Source organism: Acetobacter syzygii (assembly GCF_000964225.1).
In the GTDB taxonomy this organism is placed as follows: domain Bacteria; phylum Pseudomonadota; class Alphaproteobacteria; order Acetobacterales; family Acetobacteraceae; genus Acetobacter; species Acetobacter syzygii.
On sequence record NZ_BAMZ01000005.1, the window covers coordinates 165,507 to 181,945 of the forward strand.

Here is a 16,439-nt window from a genome sequence, read left to right on the forward strand (position 1 = left end):
GTTAGTGCTTGACGCCGTTGGTGTCGATCAGGGTGACAAACCGTTCAAACAGATAAAAGCTGTCAGACGGGCCGGGGCTTGCCTCGGGGTGGTACTGTACGGAAAAGGCCGCGTATTTGTCGGATGCCAGCCCTTCGTTCGAGCCGTCAAACAGGCTTACGTGGGTTACGTGGGCATCGTCAGGCAGGGTTTTTGCATCTACGGCAAAGCCGTGGTTCTGGCTGGTAATTTCCACTTTGCCGGTTGCAAGGTCCTGCACGGGCTGGTTGGCACCCCGGTGGCCGCGCTCCATTTTGTAGGTTTTTGCACCAAGGGCCTGTGCCAGCAACTGGTGCCCAAGGCAGATGCCAAACAGGGGAATGCCAGCTTCTAGCACAGTGCGGATGGCGGGTACGGCGTAGGTCGCGGTCGCGGCCGGGTCACCCGGCCCGTTGGAGAGAAAAACGCCTTCGGGCTTAAGGGCCAGAATTTGCTCGCCCGTGGTTGTGGCGGGCACAACGGTCACATCACACCCAGCACTGACAAGGCAGCGCAGAATGTTGCGTTTTGCACCGTAATCGACGGCAACAACCTTGCGGCGTCTGCCCGTTGGGGCTGCATTTCTGTCGGGCCACGACCAGACCCCTTCCGACCAGTCATACGGGGCTGCACAGGTGACTTCTTTTGCCAGATCCATGCCTTCCAGTCCCGGCCATGCGGTTACCTCTGCGGCAATGGCGTCCAGATCGAACCTGCCATCGGCGGGGAACACAAGGGCTGCGGTCTGTGCACCACCATCGCGGATTTTCAGGGTCAGGCTGCGGGTGTCCACACCGGCAATGCCGGGCATGTTGTGCTGTTTAAGCCATGCGTCCAGGCTGCTGGTTGCGCGCCAGTTGGCCTGCTCTGTGGGGTCTTCCTTGACGACCAGACCAAGAGCTGCAGGGCGTGCGGCTTCATCATCCGCGGCATTGGTGCCAACATTACCAACATGCGGGAAGGTAAAGGTAATGATCTGCCCGGCAAAGGATGGGTCGGTCAGGGTTTCCTGATACCCGGTCATGCCGGTGGAAAAGCAGATTTCCCCAATGGCAGGTTTGGGTGTGAAGGCGCCAAAGCCTTTCCCCCACAAAACGCTGCCATCTGCGAGAACAAGAGCGGCGGTCGCGCCATCCGGGCGGGCTTGAGGCATGGATGATCCTGTCTGGCTGCCTCCCGCTGTGGGGGAGGGTCTGTCTGTAACTGCGGGTGTGGGCTGAAGGTCCTGAAGGGAAAGCCCCGTGGCCTGAGCAATGGCAGGCCAGTGGCGGGAGGGAATGGCCTGAGCCTGCCGCCATTTGCGAATGGCCTCGGTGCCAACGCCGGTCAGTTGCGCTGTGGCATCCGGCCCGCCAATGCGGGCTATAATGGAGTCGATTGACATGGGCATGTGCAAAATGGTTCCTCCCCACGTATTCTTTTAGCAGCATGTTGCAGGGGTGGGAAGAAATTTCCCATCACGCGATGGGGCGATGCGTGCGGGGTGGGAAGTTTTTTCCCATAGTGGGGATTTATCACCACACAGGCAGCTCCTGTTTTTGCCGTGGCGCTTTTTGCCTTGGTGGATGATATGATGCTGACCGACAAAAATAGCAGATGTGGAGCATAGGATAATTATGACCCTTCGTGAAAGCCTGATGGCAGACCTGAAAACCGCAATGAAGGCAGGCGAGAGCGCGCGCGTTGCCACCATTCGCATGGTCACGGCCAAGCTCAAGGACGTGGAAATTGCCGGTCGTGCGAAGGGGAATGAAGGGTTGAGCGAGGAGGAAGGTATTTCCGCTCTGCGTGGGATGATCAAATCCCGCACGGAATCCGCGACCTTGTACCGCGATGCCGGACGCCCGGAACTGGCAGACAAGGAAGAGGCTGAAATTGCTGTTATCCGTGGCTACCTGCCACCGGAACTGGATGAGGCAACCCTGAAGGGGGCAGTGGAAGAAGCCATTGCATCCACTGGCGCTGCCTCCATGAAGGATATGGGCAAGGTCATGGGTGTGCTCAAAGCCAGGTTTGGTGCGGCGCTGGATATGGGGCGCGCCAGTGCCGCCGTAAAGGCGCTGCTGGGTTAAGGTTCAGGGCGGTATTGGCGCTACATGGCCATTGATTCCAATTTTCTGGATGAGCTGAGGGCGCGTACGCCCATAACGTCTGTGATCGGGCGGAGGGTCAAGCTCGCCCGATCTGGCCGGAACTGGAAGGGGTGCTGCCCCTTCCACGGCGAAAAAACCCCTTCGTTCTATGTGTACGACGACCACTTTCATTGTTTTGGCTGCGGTGTGCATGGGGATGTTATTTCCTTTGTCATGCAGATGGAGGGCAAGAACTTCCCCGAGGCGGTAGAGGAACTCTCGTCCGCGGCAGGTATGGAGGTGCCCCGAGATACCCGCGTAACGCAGGAGGAGGTGGCGCATGTCCGCTCGTTGGGGGATGTGCTGGAGGCCGCTCAGGCCGTATGGTCCGCCGCGCTTTACAGGCCGGAAGGGCGTGCAGGGCTGGAGTATCTGCTCGGCCGGGGTTTAAGCCGGGAGACTATTGCAGCGTTCGGGTTGGGTTGGGCCAGTGCCGGACGCGGTCATCTGGTGGAAGCACTGGCACCACTTGGTATTACCCCTGAGCAGATGGCACAGGCAGGTCTGATGCGGGTGGACGAGGACGGTCGGCCCAAAGGTGAGTTGTTCTGGGGTCGTGTGACTTTTCCAATCCGTGACCGCAAGGGGCGGCTTGTTTCATTCGGTGGGCGTATTCTGGGGGATGGTCAGCCCAAATACCTCAATGGCCCGGAGACAGCTCTTTTTTCCAAGCGCAGGCTGCTGTTTGGTCTGGACCGCGCCCGTGCTGCCGTGCGGGCGCCAAGGCCAAAGGGAGTGGCAGCCCCGGATTTGGTTGTGGTTGAAGGGTATATGGATGTCATAGCTCTGCATCAGGCGGGATTTACCGGGGCTGTAGCCCCTTTGGGTACGGCGTTGACCCCGGAGCAGCTGGATGTGCTCTGGCAGGTCGATCGGGCTCCTATTCTGTGTTTCGATGGTGATGGTGCGGGCAGGCGTGCCGCAGTCAAGGCGGCGGAGACCGGTCTGCCCCTGCTGGCGCCCGATCACACATTGCGCATATGCCTCCTGCCTGATGGTGAGGACCCGGACAGTCTGGTGCGCCAGCGTGGTGCGCAGTTTGTTGCGGAGTTTTTTGCTGCGGCTTCTCCGCTGTCCAGCGTTCTGTTCGACCTGCTGGTGGGTGGGGTTGCAAATCCGGGGCCGGAGGAACGGGCTGCTCTGCGGCGCCGGTTGACCGAGGTTGCAGCCCTTATTCCGGACAAGACCCTTGCCTCGGAATACCGTGCGACACTGCTGGATCGTTTTTTTGCAACATTTCGTCCACAGGGGCGGGGGCGTGCCAAGGGAAGCCCCGCCGGTTTTGCCGCAGGTGCCGTGCGGGACACGCATACCGTAGAGCTGGATAACGCGCGTGAATTGCAGCGGCTTATGCTGCTGCTGCTCATAGATCACCCAAAACTGGTTGCGGAGATGGAAGAAGCCCTGTGCCGCCTTGACTTGCCAGTGGATTTTGCGCCATTGCGGGGTGTGCTGCTGGATTTGTCGGCCGAGGGTCGGTTGCCCCAGACGGGGGATGACCTGCGTGCATGGCTGAGTGAGCACGGGCAGGAAGCAACTCTGGCGCCGCTCATGCGTGTTGAAGGTACGGGCCTGAGCCACGGAGACGTGGAAACTGTTGCCGCCAGAACACGATGGTGGCATTTTTATGGCTTATTGTACCGTGACCAGTTTGTGCGTGAGGTTACGGATGATGTGGCCCGTTTTTTTTCGGAAAAAACGGGAGATATCGGCCAGTGGCAGAGATTACAGGCGCGGCTGGAGGCCATGGAGCGCCTGCGCCGTGGCGGTCTGGATGATGCGGATATCTGAGTGGTGGCTGAATGTTCCTGAGGGTGTTCCTCTTGACTTCCGGCTCAGTATATCCCACGTCCTGCCCGCCCCGAATAACGTGAACAGTGTAGTGTGGTAACTGGTCGTTCTGTATCCCGTCAGGATACAGATGGGGGGAGGAGCAGGTCTGGCATGGCGACAAAAACGGCATCAACGAACGCAGCGCAGGAACAGGATGGTGATGCCAACCTGTTGGATACTCAGTCATCCGCGGTCAAAAAGCTGATCGCAAAAGGGCGCGAGCGGGGATGCATCACGTTTGATGAGCTGAATGCCGTTCTGCCGCAGGATAAAATGTCCTCCGAACAGATCGAGGACATTATGGCCGTCCTGTCCGAAATGGGCATTCAGGTGGTCGAAAGCGAAGAGAGCGAAGAAGGCGAAGCGCAGAAACCCGCCGAGGATGATGAAGACTCGGATGAGGAAGAAGCAGAAGCCGAGGCCGATGCAGACGGCCCCGTTGCAGGCAATGTAAACGAGAGTGCCGGTCGTACCGATGACCCCGTGCGCATGTACCTGCGCGAGATGGGGACAGTCGAGCTGCTTTCCCGCGAGGGCGAAATCGCCATTGCAAAGCGGATTGAGGCTGGCCGGGATGAAATGATCGGCGGCCTGTGCGAAAGCCCGCTGACCTTCCGCGCCATTATCTCCTGGCACGAAAAAATCCGTAACAATGAAATGCTGCTGCGTGACATTGTGGATCTGGAAGCCATGCAGAGCGGCGGCCCCATGGAAGAAGGGGCTGAAGGCAGCGAAGGCGAAGGCTTTGCCGAATCCGAGACGGAAGAAACGGAAGAGCCCGATTCCGAATCCGAAGGTGATATGGAAGGAGAAGGCAGTGGCCTGTCCCTTTCTGCGCTGGAAGAAAAGCTGAAGCCAGAAATCCTTGCCCATTTTGCTGAGATTGAACCGCTGTACGAAGCCCTGCGCAAATTGCAGGTCCAGCGGATTGAAGCCCTGACCTCTGGCGAGGATGTGGATGGCGCGTTTGAGGACGCCTACATCTCGCTCCGTGACCAGTTGGTCAGCAAGGTTGAGCAGGTGCACCTGCACAACAACCGGATTGAAGATCTGGTTGCCCAGCTCAAGCAGATGTTCCAGCGGCTGAACGTGCTGGAAGGCCGGATGCTGCGTCTGGCGGAAAGCTGCCGCGTCTCTCGTGATGACTTTTTGCTCAAATACCGTGGTCGAGAGCTGGATCCGGGCTGGATGGATATGGCCTCTGCCCTGCCAGGCCGGTCGTGGAAGAATTTTGTGGCCAAGCACGCCACGACCGTTGTGGACCTGCGTAATAACGTAGCAGCTCTGGCGCAGGAAACGGGTTTGCCTATTGGGGAATTCCGGCGCGTGTATGCAACCGTTGCCCGCGGCGAGCGTGATTCCGCCCGTGCCAAAAAGGAAATGATCGAAGCCAATCTGCGGCTGGTTATTTCCATTGCCAAAAAATATACCAACCGCGGTCTTCAGTTCCTCGACCTTATTCAGGAAGGCAATATTGGCCTGATGAAGGCCGTGGATAAGTTTGAATACCGTCGTGGCTACAAGTTCTCCACTTATGCCACATGGTGGATCCGGCAGGCTATTACCCGCTCTATTGCGGATCAGGCGCGCACCATTCGTATTCCTGTGCATATGATCGAGACCATCAACAAACTGGTGCGCACGTCCCGCCAGATGTTGCATGAGATCGGGCGGGAACCGGCACCGGAAGAACTGGCCGAAAAACTGGGTATGCCGCTTGAAAAAGTGCGCAAAGTACTCAAAATCGCCAAAGAGCCGATTTCTCTTGAAACCCCCATCGGGGATGAGGAAGACAGCCATCTTGGTGACTTTATTGAAGACAAGTCGGCTGTTATTCCGCTGGATGCCGCAATCCAGACCAATCTGCGCGAGGCCACAACACGGGTTCTGGCATCCCTGACCCCGCGTGAGGAGCGTGTGCTGCGTATGCGGTTTGGTATTGGTATGAATACCGACCATACGCTGGAAGAAGTGGGGCAGCAGTTTAATGTGACCCGCGAGCGTATTCGTCAGATCGAAGCCAAGGCGCTGCGTAAGCTCAAGCACCCAAGCCGGAGCCGCAAGCTGCGTTCCTTCCTGGATGATAACTGATCTGAATTTTCTTCAGCCAGTAACGCGCATGAAGGTGACTGTCACCTTCATGCGTATGGACCATCCTCCCGTAAACGCACCGCTGGCCTTGCCACCCGGATGGGTGCTTGAGGATGATGTTCAGCTTTCTGTTGCCCAGTACCGCACCCTGCATTTTGGTGTTGGGCGCTCGTGTTGCTGGTGGATGCGGCAGGTTCTGCCCGACAAGGCATTGGAGCGCCTGCTGGCAACGGCTCCCATAAAAGTTGGCCTTTTACGCGAGCAGGGGCAGGTCCGCGGATTTTACGAACTGAATCTGACTGATCCGCAGAGTATCAATATCGCATATTTTGGTCTTTTGCCTGAGGCAATAGGGCAGGGGGTTGGCCGGTCTTTTCTGGACGGCGTAGTGCGCCGGGCATGGTCTTACGGACCGCAGACTGTTCGGGTCAACACCTGTACGGCTGACCATCCGCGTGCGTTACCTCTTTATAAGCAGATGGGGTTTACCGTTGTTCGGCGCGTGGAGGAGGAATGGGATGTGCCAGACCGCCTTGGCCTGACTATTCCCGAACATTTGCGCTGCTAATTTTCTTGCAATTCTGGGTGGGGTGTGGTTGACACTCCCTTTCCCTGCCGGGCTCAGGCATTGGTCCGGCTATACCCTTGGCTTCTGGCCTGTTCAGAAGCACCGCTGCCGGAAGGGTTCGGCACGGCTGGGTTGATTGTATCCGAAGGGAGCAAACATGCCACTTTATGAAAGCGTGCTGATCGCACGTAATGATATTTCTCAGCAGCAGGTGGACGCCATTCTGGACGGCATTGCCGCTCAGGTTGAAGCAGACGGCGGTGCCGTTCGCAAGCGTGAATATTGGGGTCTGCGCAGCCTTGCTTACCGCATTAAAAAGAACCGTAAGGGCCATTACGCTCTTCTGGGTCTGGAAGTGCGTTCCGAGCTGCTCAAGGAAATTGAACGTCAGCTGTCCCTCAATGAAGACATCCTGCGTCTGTTGACGCTGCGGGTGGATGAAATTGACGAAGCGCCTTCTCCCGTTCTGTCCCGCAAGGGTGATGACCGTGGCGAACGCGGCAGCTTCCGTGGTGGCGCCAAGCCAGCCGGTGGTCGTTTTGAAAGCGGTCGCGGTGGCCGTCGCGGTGGCGACGACCGTGGTGTTGACCAGTCCGAAAACGCAGCGGAGTAATCCAGATGTCTGAAACAACAGAAATCAATCCCGCCGCCCGTCGTCCGGCTGTTGGCGCTCGCCGTCCGTTCTACCGCCGTCGCAAGTCCTGCCCGTTCTCCGGCCCCAATGCGCCGAAGATCGACTACAAGGACGTCCGTCTGCTCAGCCGCTTCCTTTCCGAACGTGGAAAGATCGTACCGAGCCGCATTACGGCGGTTTCCGCAAAAAAGCAGCGTGAGCTGGCGCAGGCTATCAAGCGTGCTCGCTTCCTGGCTCTGCTTCCTTACGTTGTGAGCTGAGGGGAACAACCATGGCTGCTACAGAAGTAATCCTGCTCCAGCGCGTTGCGCATCTGGGTCAGATGGGTGATGCAGTTAAGGTACGTCCGGGTTATGCCCGTAACTACCTGCTGCCACAGGGCATGGCTATTCGTGCGAACGAAGCCAACCGCGCCCGTTTTGACCGTGAACGTGCACAGCTTGAAGCACAGAACATCAAAAACCGCGAAGAAGCAGAACGTCTGTCCGAACGGATGGAAGGTCTGGCTGTTGTCCTGATCCGTCAGGCTGGTGATAGCGGCAGTCTGTATGGCTCCGTAAGCACCCGCGATGTTGCTCAGTCCGTAACGGAAGCTGGCTTTACCATTACCCGTCAGCAGGTCTCCCTTGCACACCCCATCAAGTCTTTGGGGCTGTATGAAGTCAAGGTTGCTCTGCACCCGGAAGTGGTTGTGTCTGTTATCGTTAACGTTGCCCGTTCGCAGGAAGAAGCAGAACGTCAGGCACGTGGCGAAGCAACCTCCGTGGAAGAAGAAGCCACTCTGGCCGGTGACGAAGCCTTTGTTGAAGGTGAAATCGTTGCTGACGCAGAAGACGCTGAAACTCAGGAAGCATCTGCCTGATTTTTCGCTTTTGCGAGAGTGTAAAAAGGGGGACTGGCAGTTTGCCGGTCCCCCTTTTTTTTGTCCGTTTGTCCCTTTGTCTGTTTCGTTCTATGTAGTCACAGGATGTTTTGAATATAGGGAAACTTTGACATGAAGCGCCTTCTAGACCCGATCTTGCGGCATTTTGTGGAAACAGGGACCCTGCGTGTTATGTGGCCAGATGGGACATGCACAACGTACACCGGCACCAAAGCAGGGCCACAGGCCGGTGTGCATTTAAAAAACACTGCGGCAGTGCGCTCTTTGGTATTTAATCCCGGGCTGGCATTTGGCGAAGCCTATATGGATGGCCTGCTGGCACCGCAGGATTGCACTCTTTACGATCTGCTGCATTTGCTGATGCAGAATGCCATGAACCCATCCGGGCACGTAAGCGAACAGCTGTCGGCGGCCTTGCGCTACGTAAGGCGTGGGTGGATACAGTTTAACTCCACCTCGCGTTCCAAACAGAATGTGGCGCATCATTACGACTTGGGGAACAGCCTGTACGCATTGTTCCTTGATAAGGACTGGCAGTATTCCTGCGCTTATTTCCGCACCGGGCAGGAAACGCTGGATGAGGCTCAGGAGGCCAAAAAGCACCATATTGCCGCCAAGCTCAAGCTTGATCGGCCCGGTCTGGAGGTGCTGGATATAGGGTGTGGCTGGGGTGGTATGGCATTAACCCTTGCCAAGGATTATGGCGCGCGGGTTACAGGTATTACCCTTTCGGAAGAGCAGCTGGCTTTTGCGCGCCAGCGGGCGCAGGATGCCGGGCTGGCAGAGCAGGTGCGCTTTGAATTGCAGGATTACCGGCATTTACAGCGCAAGTTTGACCGCATTGTTTCGGTCGGTATGTTCGAGCATGTTGGCGTAGGCCATTACAAAACTTTTTTTGAAAAAATTCGGAGCTGCCTGCAGCCCGATGGTGTTGCTCTACTCCATTCCATTGGGCGGAGTGATGAGCCGGGGACAACCAACCCGTGGATGAACAAATATATCTTCCCCGGTGGATATTCCCCCGCATTGAGCGAGGTTTTTGCTGCTGTGCAGCAGACCGGACTATGGGTTACAGACTGCGAGATCCTGCGTCTGCATTACGCCCAGACCATTGCCATCTGGCGTGAACGTTTTGCTGCCCGCCGTGCGGAAGCTGTGGCAATGTATGACGAGCGTTTTGCCAGAATGTTTGAATTTTATCTGATCGCGGCAGAACTGGCTTTTCGTGTGCAAGGGCACATGAACTTCCAGTTGCAGCTTTCTCCTTCCATCAGCGCGGTGCCATATACCCGTGATTATATGGTGGATGTGGAGCGCAGCAAAACTGGCAGCTAGTTAGCCAAGAGCAAGGTGGGCGTGCGCCAGCCGGTCAAACTCTGCAATGCTCAGGGTTTCGGCGCGGCGCGTGCCATCAATTTCTGCTGCGCTAAGGAGCTTTTCTCCGTTCAGCCCCTTCAGCGATCCACGTAGCATTTTGCGGCGTTGGCCAAAGGCTGCGGCCGTTACCCGTTCCATGGCTTTGAACAGGGTAGGAGAGGGCTGGTTACGGTGGGGTCTAATGCTCGCTACAGCAGACCACACAGCTGGCGGCGGCGTAAAGGCACCCGGCGGTAACTTCATAACAATAGCGCAATCAGCACACCACTGGCTGAGCACGGCAAGGCGACCATAATGGGCGCTATCTGGCGCTGCGCAAATTCGTTCCGCCACTTCAAGCTGGAACATCAACGTCAGCCGTTCCCACGCATGGCCTTGGCGGAGCCAGCCGATGAGCAGAGGGGTCGCAACATTGTAGGGAAGATTGGCCACAATCTGCCTTGGTGATGGGCAGAGAGTGGTCAGGTCCTGTTTAAGGGCATCCGCTTCGACCACACGCAAACGATCCGGGTAGAACTCTGCCAGTTCCTGAATAACTGCTACGGCCCGCGTATCCACCTCCACGGCCGTAACCGTGCTGGCCCCTGCGGCAAGCAGGGAGCGCGTAAGGCCACCGGGGCCGGGGCCAACTTCCACAACATGCCGCTCTGCCAGTGTGCCTGCAAGGGCAGCAATATGGTCGGTAATACCGGGGTCGAGCAAAAAGTGCTGGCCGAGTGCCTTGCGGGCATCCAGCTCATGCCGGCGAATAACGTCGCGCAGGCTTTCCAGTTCGGGAGGCAGGGTTATGCCCCTTTCAGTTTAACGTGCAGGTCAATCATGGCGCGGCGGTGCAGGTCGCTATCCAACTGGCGGGCAGCCTGTTCCACGCGTTCGTTCATAAGCTGATCCGCAATTTCGCTCGGAGAACGGTTTGAAAAATTCTTTTCCGTTTTGGAGCAGACCATCAACAGATCAATTCCTTCGCGCGAGACCATGGGGCGCGAGACCTGACCAACAGGCAGTTCCGCCAGAACCGACTGCATTTGCGGGTTCAAGCGTTCAAGCGGTAGTTCGCCCGGATCGGAGGGGCGTTTTTCCCCCGCGGCCTTGTTAACGGCTTCCATGGCTTCGCAGTTATGGGTTGTCTGGATAATCTGCATGGCTTTTTGCAGGGCGGCTTCCTGCTGTGGGGTCACATGCTGGGGGTCCAATGGCGCATCAAACGCGATGAACGCCTGACGGATATTGACCATATGGCCCATTTCTTTCCCAACAATGCGTTTGCCGTTCAGTGTGACAATCAGGAAGCCACCGGGCACTGTAATAGGGTTGGAAACAGCCCCTACACCCACGGGCATCCGCCGCACAATATCGACCACGCTGGGGTCCAGCTCATCCTCCTGCACCCAGCCCATGGAACCGCCATCCAGTGCTGTCTGACTTTGGGAAAACTGGGCTGCAACAATGGGGAATGGCGCTCCTTTGTGCAGTTCGTCAATAATGGTGTTGGTAAAGGCGAGTTCTTCTTCCGCGTGGCGGGGGTCATCCACTTTGACAAAGATTTCGCTGATTTCGTATTCCGTGCGCCCTTCTTCACGCTTGAGGGCAGCCTGACGCTGGGCAATATCCCCGGCGGATACGCGGGAGCGTGGCCCCAGTTCCTGCCTTAGAACCTGAATCCAGCCGATTTGCACACGCAACTGGTCAATCAGTGTGGTGAGGGAAACACCATCCTGCGCCAGATGGTTGCGCAGGGTGCCTGCGGTCATACCATTGCGTTTTTCAATATTCTCAATCGCTGCGGCAATCTGTTCAGGTGCAATGTTGATATGGCGGCTCAGAATTTCCTGCGTGCGCAGTTTTTCATCGATCATCTGGCGAATAATCTGCGGGCGCAGGCGGGCCATGAGATCGTCAGAGACAGGCAACCCGGTTGAGAGGGCAAACAGCTTGCCGCGATTATCCACGTCTCTTTTGGTCAGGGGGATGCTGTTCACAACCGCAATGATCATATCATCCGGTTCTGGCTGCGCGGGGGAAGCCTGTGTGGCTTTTGCTGCAGGGGCATGGTGGTGAGATACCGCCAGTGCCGCATGGGGCGCCATGCCACAGACCGGCAGCGCCAGCGCAGTAAGGGAACAACAAGCCAGAGTTAAGGAGCGCAGACGCATACGGAACGGTCTTTCAGCTTTCTGCCATATCAGAACAATCTGTTTCTGATACCGGAGATGACACTATTTTTGAAGCAGTTCTTATTTGAGGCCAAAAGCCCCCAGGGTTTTTAGGCTGATCGTGACCAGATAGGTCGAGTTACGCTGCTGCCCACCGATCGTGGTGTATTGTTTGAGATACATGAAGTCGATCCCGAAGCAGTCGTTATTATACCCCAGATCCCCACCCAAAGAGACGAACTCCTTGCGCGAAAGGCTGCGCCGCGCAAAGCCGGATGCGTGCCAGTTCCGCCAGTCTGTTGAGACCCCTCCGCTCAGTTCGCTCACCCGTTCCGTGTAGAGCTGGTTGGGGGAGTACGCGCGGTAGTTGGTTGCAAAGTAATAGTAGGGCGTAACGGGTTCATACACATAACCACCACGGATACGGAAGTGAGGTACGCCAGCACTAAAAAGCGCATCCGCAAAGTTGAATTTGGTTGTGTGCGGGTCCAGACGCATCCGTGCCGTAAAGTCAAAAAACTGGCTGGGCATGACTTGTGCGCGGGCAACAACGTCGGAAGCATGGTGGTCCAGACCGGAGTAGGGGAGCATGTCATGCGTGATGTGCTCCTGAAAACTCTCCCCGGCCAGCAGGTCTACAATGTGCCCGTCCCACGTCCAGTTGGCATGGACGCCCACGTTACCGCGCAATCCGCCATCTAGACGGTCCGTGCCCTGATAGCGGTTGAGCGAGAACAGGGTGCTATCGGTAAATTCGTAGCTCATGCTGTCTTCATTGGGGATCAGGTCATTAAGCCCGCCACCGGTATTGGGGGCGTAAATGCCCTGAACAATAGGTTCAATAAGCTGGCTACCGCGACCATGCTCAAACGTCCGCACAAAAGGCCAGTTGGTTTTAAGGGCAATGGTGGGCAGTACCTGCCCGCTTACAATGGTGTGGGAGGTGTTGTAATAGGTTGGCTGCTGGTACAGCTTGCGGGCACGGTAAACCATTGAGTCCAGCCGCAGGGTCAGCAGGAACTGCTGGCCCATTTTGGTATGGAATGGCCGGTTCCAGTTAAGCTGCAATTCTCCGCGCTGGTCAGAGACGCCATTACTACGTTTGAGGTTGAAGTCTGTTGTGTTGAGGTTGAAGCGCCCCCCCAGAATATCGGGCTGGCCGGTAAAGCTGTAGGTATAGCGTGGCAGAACAAATGGCAGGTCCGAGTTGTGAATGACCCCCTGGTTCAGCCCCTGATAATACTGCCCGTCCAGCCGGCTGTAAGACCCCGTGCCAAACCCTTCCAGATAGGCGTTGGAGTTAAGGGTATCCGACCCATAACCCTGCACACGGTAGTCACGCATATAGTTGGCGGAACTGGCGATGTTGATGTTTGCGCCCGCCCGCCAGTACCTGTTGATCGCGAAGTCCCCGTTCGCAAATACATGCCCCTGAATACCGTGGTTGCCACCACTGCGCACATTGCTCCCAAACCCGTTGGTGTAGCTCTCGGGCCTGTGGGTATCATAAGCGATGGCGCCACGGATATTCAGTTGCCCGAAGTTGAGCATATTGCGGTAAATACCGCTGAGCTGCGGCCCCGTATGGGTGGCGAATAGTCCCTGAACAGTCAGGTCGGACTGCTGGTTGATAACCCAGTAGTAGGGGATGGTAATATAAGTGCCCAGATAACGGTCATGCGGGGTTATGCCGGGCATAAGAAAACCGCTGCGCCGTTTGCTGGAAGGGTCGGTCATTGAAAAATAGGGCAGGTAAATGACCGGAATGCCGAGAATATCCAGATAGGCATCGCGGAAGTCGATCTTCTGGTGTTCCAGATCCTGCGTGGCATTGAAGGCGCGGAACTGCCAGAAGGGCGGGTGGGTTTTATCTTTTTCGCAAATTTCGCAAGCCGTATAAACCGCACGGCTCATGTCGTTCACCTTGCCACCAGTTCTGCGCATACCGTTGGCGGCCAGCTTGGCATTGTCGGGCATGGTCGCGTTGACGTGCAGCATGATACCGTCCTTCATGCCGCCGGTCAGTTCCGCGTAGTGCGCGTACATGACTGAACCATCTGGCTGAACGGTTGCCACGTTCCCACGGGCCGCAATAACACCCGTGTCCCTGTCATAGACAATCTTGTCCGCGCGCAGGACGTGGTCGCCCTGCCAGACCTGTACGTTGCCAGTCCACGTTACTGTGTGTTCAACGTCGTTGTAATCAACCTTGTCAGCCTGAAAAGTAGCAGGTTCATCGGACGAGGTGGTGCGTCCGGTATTAATGTGCATGGCTTGGGGTCTGAACTGGGCATGGGCCGTATGCGGCAGGCTGGCCACCAGACACGTGGCAACACTCCCCAGTGCTGTGGCAGCGCTAAGGGCAGAGCGACGGCGCAGCACACCGCTGCAGAAAGGCCGGAGCGCCACGATCAATCAGCCATCCTCCAGATGAAGAAGTAATGCAACAGCAAGGCAAAGCCCGGCAAGTGTTGGTGCCCATGCCGCCAGTACGGGCGGGAGTGCACCAGACTTGCCAAACTGTTCAGCAACCTTGGATACGGTGAAAAGCAGAAAACCCGCTGCAACACCAGACCCAACCATTTTTGCAACCCCACCCCGGCGTGAGGGACGCATGGAAAAACCGGCGGAAACCAGCGCCATGGTGCCTGCCAGCATAGGCAATGCCAAGAGGGACTGAAAATGAATACGGTGCCGTATGGAAGAAAAACCTGAATGTTCCAGCAAGGTTATAAAGCTGGGTAACGCCCAGACGGAAAGCGTGTCCGGTGAGGCAAAGCTCTCCTGCACCCTATCAAGGGTCAGGCTTGTCGGGAGTGTCATTGTGCCAACAGGATGAAGAATGTCGTTCGGTTTTACAACGGAAGCGTTTTCAAACACCCACTCCAGATTTTTCAGATACCCGTTGGGAGATTCGATTCGCATCATCAGCTTGTCATCATGATCCAGACGAAAAACGCTGATGTCGCGAATATGTAGCATACCCTCTTCCACCTGTACGCCGCCGGCATGAAGCATAACAACACCATGCGCGTTAGAAGGGGCTGTATCGGCCTGTCGGAGCCACAGGGAGCCGCTGCTCAGACTGAGCGGCCCACCGCCGGTGCGCAGGTACTGCTGATCCAGCTCTTCCGCCCGCCGGTACATGGACGAGGAGAGGGGGGAAACTATGGTTGTCGCAACTGCGCCAATAAGAATGGCACAGACCAGTGGAGCGGCCAGAAACTGCCACGCAGAGATCCCGGCCGCACGGGCCACAATCAGTTCGGATGAGCGGGTCAAACGCCAGAAGCACACAATCCCACCAAGCAAAATACCAAATGGCAGGATTTCGACCATAAAGTAAGGAATATGCAGCCCGGCAATTTCCGTTACGATATTGGTGGAAACATCAGGTTTGGTCGCAACGCGGCGCAGGAGGTCAATAAAGTCAAACAGGCAGACAATACCAGTGAGCGAGCCGATCATGGCCAGAACAGACAGCACAAACTGCCGCGCAATATAGCGCGAGAGGGTGACGGCAACCATCATACGTGTGGACGTCCTCTCATGCCTGACGGCGCAAGCGCAGATAAGTTTTTACTTCTGGGGCAAACAGCATGTAGGAGCAGACCAGTCCAGGCAGAATGGCAACAAGGGGGATAAGAGGAATAAGCCCCATATTCCGCCCGGCCAGATTTTGCAAAAGCAGGGTAATGGCCAATAGGCCAACAACGCTCAGAACGGCCACCAATGGGCGGGTGATGTTACCATGGCGGGAAAAAGCACCGCTCAGCACGGTAAACAGGCCGACCATGGCAAAGGAAAAGCACGTCAGGGGGGACGTCATGCGCCGCCAGCCTTCGACCTTGAACTTGCCCGTATCCCGCGCGGAAACTTCCTTGGGATTGGGGGACAGCAGTTCCGCCAAGGACATTTCGGCAGAATCCCTCAGTCTTGGATCTTCCTGGCGAGCGGTCGAGAGGTCCATGGAATCCTGTTTGAAAACCAGCATGTTCAACCGTCCCGTCTTGCGGTCAATGACCTGTCGGGAGCCGTCATAAAGCACAACGCGTGGCACGTCATTGACGATAACCATATTGCCATGATTGGCCAGAATTGTGGCATGGCTGTCTGGTTGCCGGTCATCCTCCACCAGAACACCGCGGAGGACTCCATTCTGGTCGCGGGAGCGGATATAAACAGTCATGGTATCCGACACTTTTGTAAAAACGCCTTCTTGCAGCATAAAGGCGGCCATCTTGTTCCGGATCTGGAACTCGTACTGGCGGAACGCATGGTAAGAGGTCGGGACAATCCACAGGTTCAGCACAAATACGATTAATGTTGAGATGAGCGCACAGGCCAGTCCGGGGCGTGCCAGCGCAAAGGGGGAAAGCCCCGATGCCTGCATGACCGTGAGCTCACGGTCGCCTGCCAGGCGCTGGTACACAAAAAGGCTGACCACAAAAGTTGTAATGGGCATGACCACCGCCACAAAGGACGGGACCAGCAGGCTGGTCAGACCAATAAAAACACGCAGGGAAAGGCCGCGGTCCACAACCAGCGAGACAAAATGCAAGGACTGCATCAGCCAGATCAACGCGGCCAGCCCTCCCGTTGTGGCCGCAAGCGCAACCAGCAACTGGTGGAACACATAACGATCCAGCGTTGGAAAAAGGCGCCTGAGCCTTAAAAGGAGGGAGCTAGGGGTCATAGTGTCGGTTATCTACCTCCACGTTGTTAGAGGCAATAGTTCCGAAATATAATC

Annotated in this window: 14 protein-coding genes; 8 read left to right on the forward strand and 6 right to left on the reverse strand. The window is 56.7% G+C overall.

What is annotated here, in order from left to right:
* Position 1: 1 nt before the first annotated feature.
* On the reverse strand, positions 2–1,408 hold the full coding sequence (gene carA, locus Absy_RS01920; protein ID WP_048853019.1) for a glutamine-hydrolyzing carbamoyl-phosphate synthase small subunit: 1,407 nt from the start codon (positions 1,406–1,408) through the stop codon (positions 2–4).
* Between the two features lie 226 nt (positions 1,409–1,634).
* On the opposite strand from carA, the gene Absy_RS01925 reads away from it, so the two are divergent.
* The 8 genes from Absy_RS01925 (at position 1,635) to Absy_RS01960 (ending at position 9,494) form a co-directional block, all read left to right on the forward strand.
* Complete coding sequence (locus Absy_RS01925; protein WP_048853020.1) at positions 1,635–2,090, forward strand: GatB/YqeY domain-containing protein; 456 nt, start codon at positions 1,635–1,637, stop codon at positions 2,088–2,090.
* A 24-nt stretch (positions 2,091–2,114) separates the two neighbouring features.
* A complete protein-coding gene (gene dnaG / locus Absy_RS01930) occupies positions 2,115–3,941 on the forward strand; it encodes a DNA primase (RefSeq protein ID WP_048853021.1) in 1,827 nt (608 codons plus the stop codon).
* A 153-nt stretch (positions 3,942–4,094) separates the two neighbouring features.
* Complete coding sequence (rpoD, locus tag Absy_RS01935) at positions 4,095–6,074, forward strand: RNA polymerase sigma factor RpoD (RefSeq protein ID WP_048853022.1); 1,980 nt, start codon at positions 4,095–4,097, stop codon at positions 6,072–6,074.
* Complete coding sequence (locus Absy_RS01940) at positions 6,064–6,642, forward strand: GNAT family N-acetyltransferase (RefSeq protein WP_048853023.1); 579 nt, start codon at positions 6,064–6,066, stop codon at positions 6,640–6,642. Before rpoD ends, Absy_RS01940 begins: the two co-directional genes overlap by 11 nt.
* Positions 6,643–6,799: 157 nt before the next feature.
* Complete coding sequence (gene rpsF, locus Absy_RS01945; RefSeq protein WP_048853024.1) at positions 6,800–7,255, forward strand: 30S ribosomal protein S6; 456 nt, start codon at positions 6,800–6,802, stop codon at positions 7,253–7,255.
* Positions 7,256–7,260: 5 nt separating this feature from the next.
* Entirely contained in the window at positions 7,261–7,536 is a 276-nt protein-coding gene (gene rpsR, locus Absy_RS01950) for a 30S ribosomal protein S18 (RefSeq protein ID WP_025827191.1), read from the forward strand.
* Positions 7,537–7,547: 11 nt separating this feature from the next.
* A complete protein-coding gene (rplI, locus tag Absy_RS01955; RefSeq protein ID WP_048853025.1) occupies positions 7,548–8,138 on the forward strand; it encodes a 50S ribosomal protein L9 in 591 nt (196 codons plus the stop codon).
* A 132-nt stretch (positions 8,139–8,270) separates the two neighbouring features.
* A complete protein-coding gene (locus tag Absy_RS01960) occupies positions 8,271–9,494 on the forward strand; it encodes an SAM-dependent methyltransferase (RefSeq protein WP_048853026.1) in 1,224 nt (407 codons plus the stop codon).
* Here Absy_RS01960 and rsmA read toward each other — a convergent pair whose 3' ends face one another.
* From rsmA to lptF, 5 genes are all read right to left on the reverse strand, one after another.
* Positions 9,495–10,325, reverse strand: a complete 831-nt coding sequence (gene rsmA / locus Absy_RS01965; protein WP_048853027.1) for a 16S rRNA (adenine(1518)-N(6)/adenine(1519)-N(6))-dimethyltransferase RsmA — start codon at positions 10,323–10,325, stop codon at positions 9,495–9,497.
* Positions 10,322–11,689 (reverse strand): peptidylprolyl isomerase, encoded by a 1,368-nt coding sequence (locus Absy_RS01970; protein ID WP_048853028.1) that lies wholly within the window; start codon positions 11,687–11,689, stop codon positions 10,322–10,324. Before Absy_RS01970 ends, rsmA begins: the two co-directional genes overlap by 4 nt.
* 81 nt (positions 11,690–11,770) lie before the next feature.
* Positions 11,771–14,098, reverse strand: coding sequence for an LPS-assembly protein LptD (locus Absy_RS01975; RefSeq protein WP_048853073.1), 2,328 nt, complete (start codon positions 14,096–14,098; stop codon positions 11,771–11,773).
* Positions 14,099–14,104: 6 nt separating this feature from the next.
* Positions 14,105–15,220 carry an LPS export ABC transporter permease LptG gene (gene lptG / locus Absy_RS01980; protein WP_048853029.1) on the reverse strand — a complete coding sequence of 372 codons (1,116 nt, stop codon included), beginning with the start codon at positions 15,218–15,220 and terminating at the stop codon, positions 14,105–14,107.
* Between the two features lie 16 nt (positions 15,221–15,236).
* The gene (gene lptF, locus Absy_RS01985) at positions 15,237–16,385 is read right to left on the reverse strand and encodes an LPS export ABC transporter permease LptF (RefSeq protein ID WP_048853030.1); all 1,149 of its coding nucleotides are present in this window, start codon (positions 16,383–16,385) and stop codon (positions 15,237–15,239) included.
* Between the last annotated feature and the right edge of the window lie 54 nt (positions 16,386–16,439).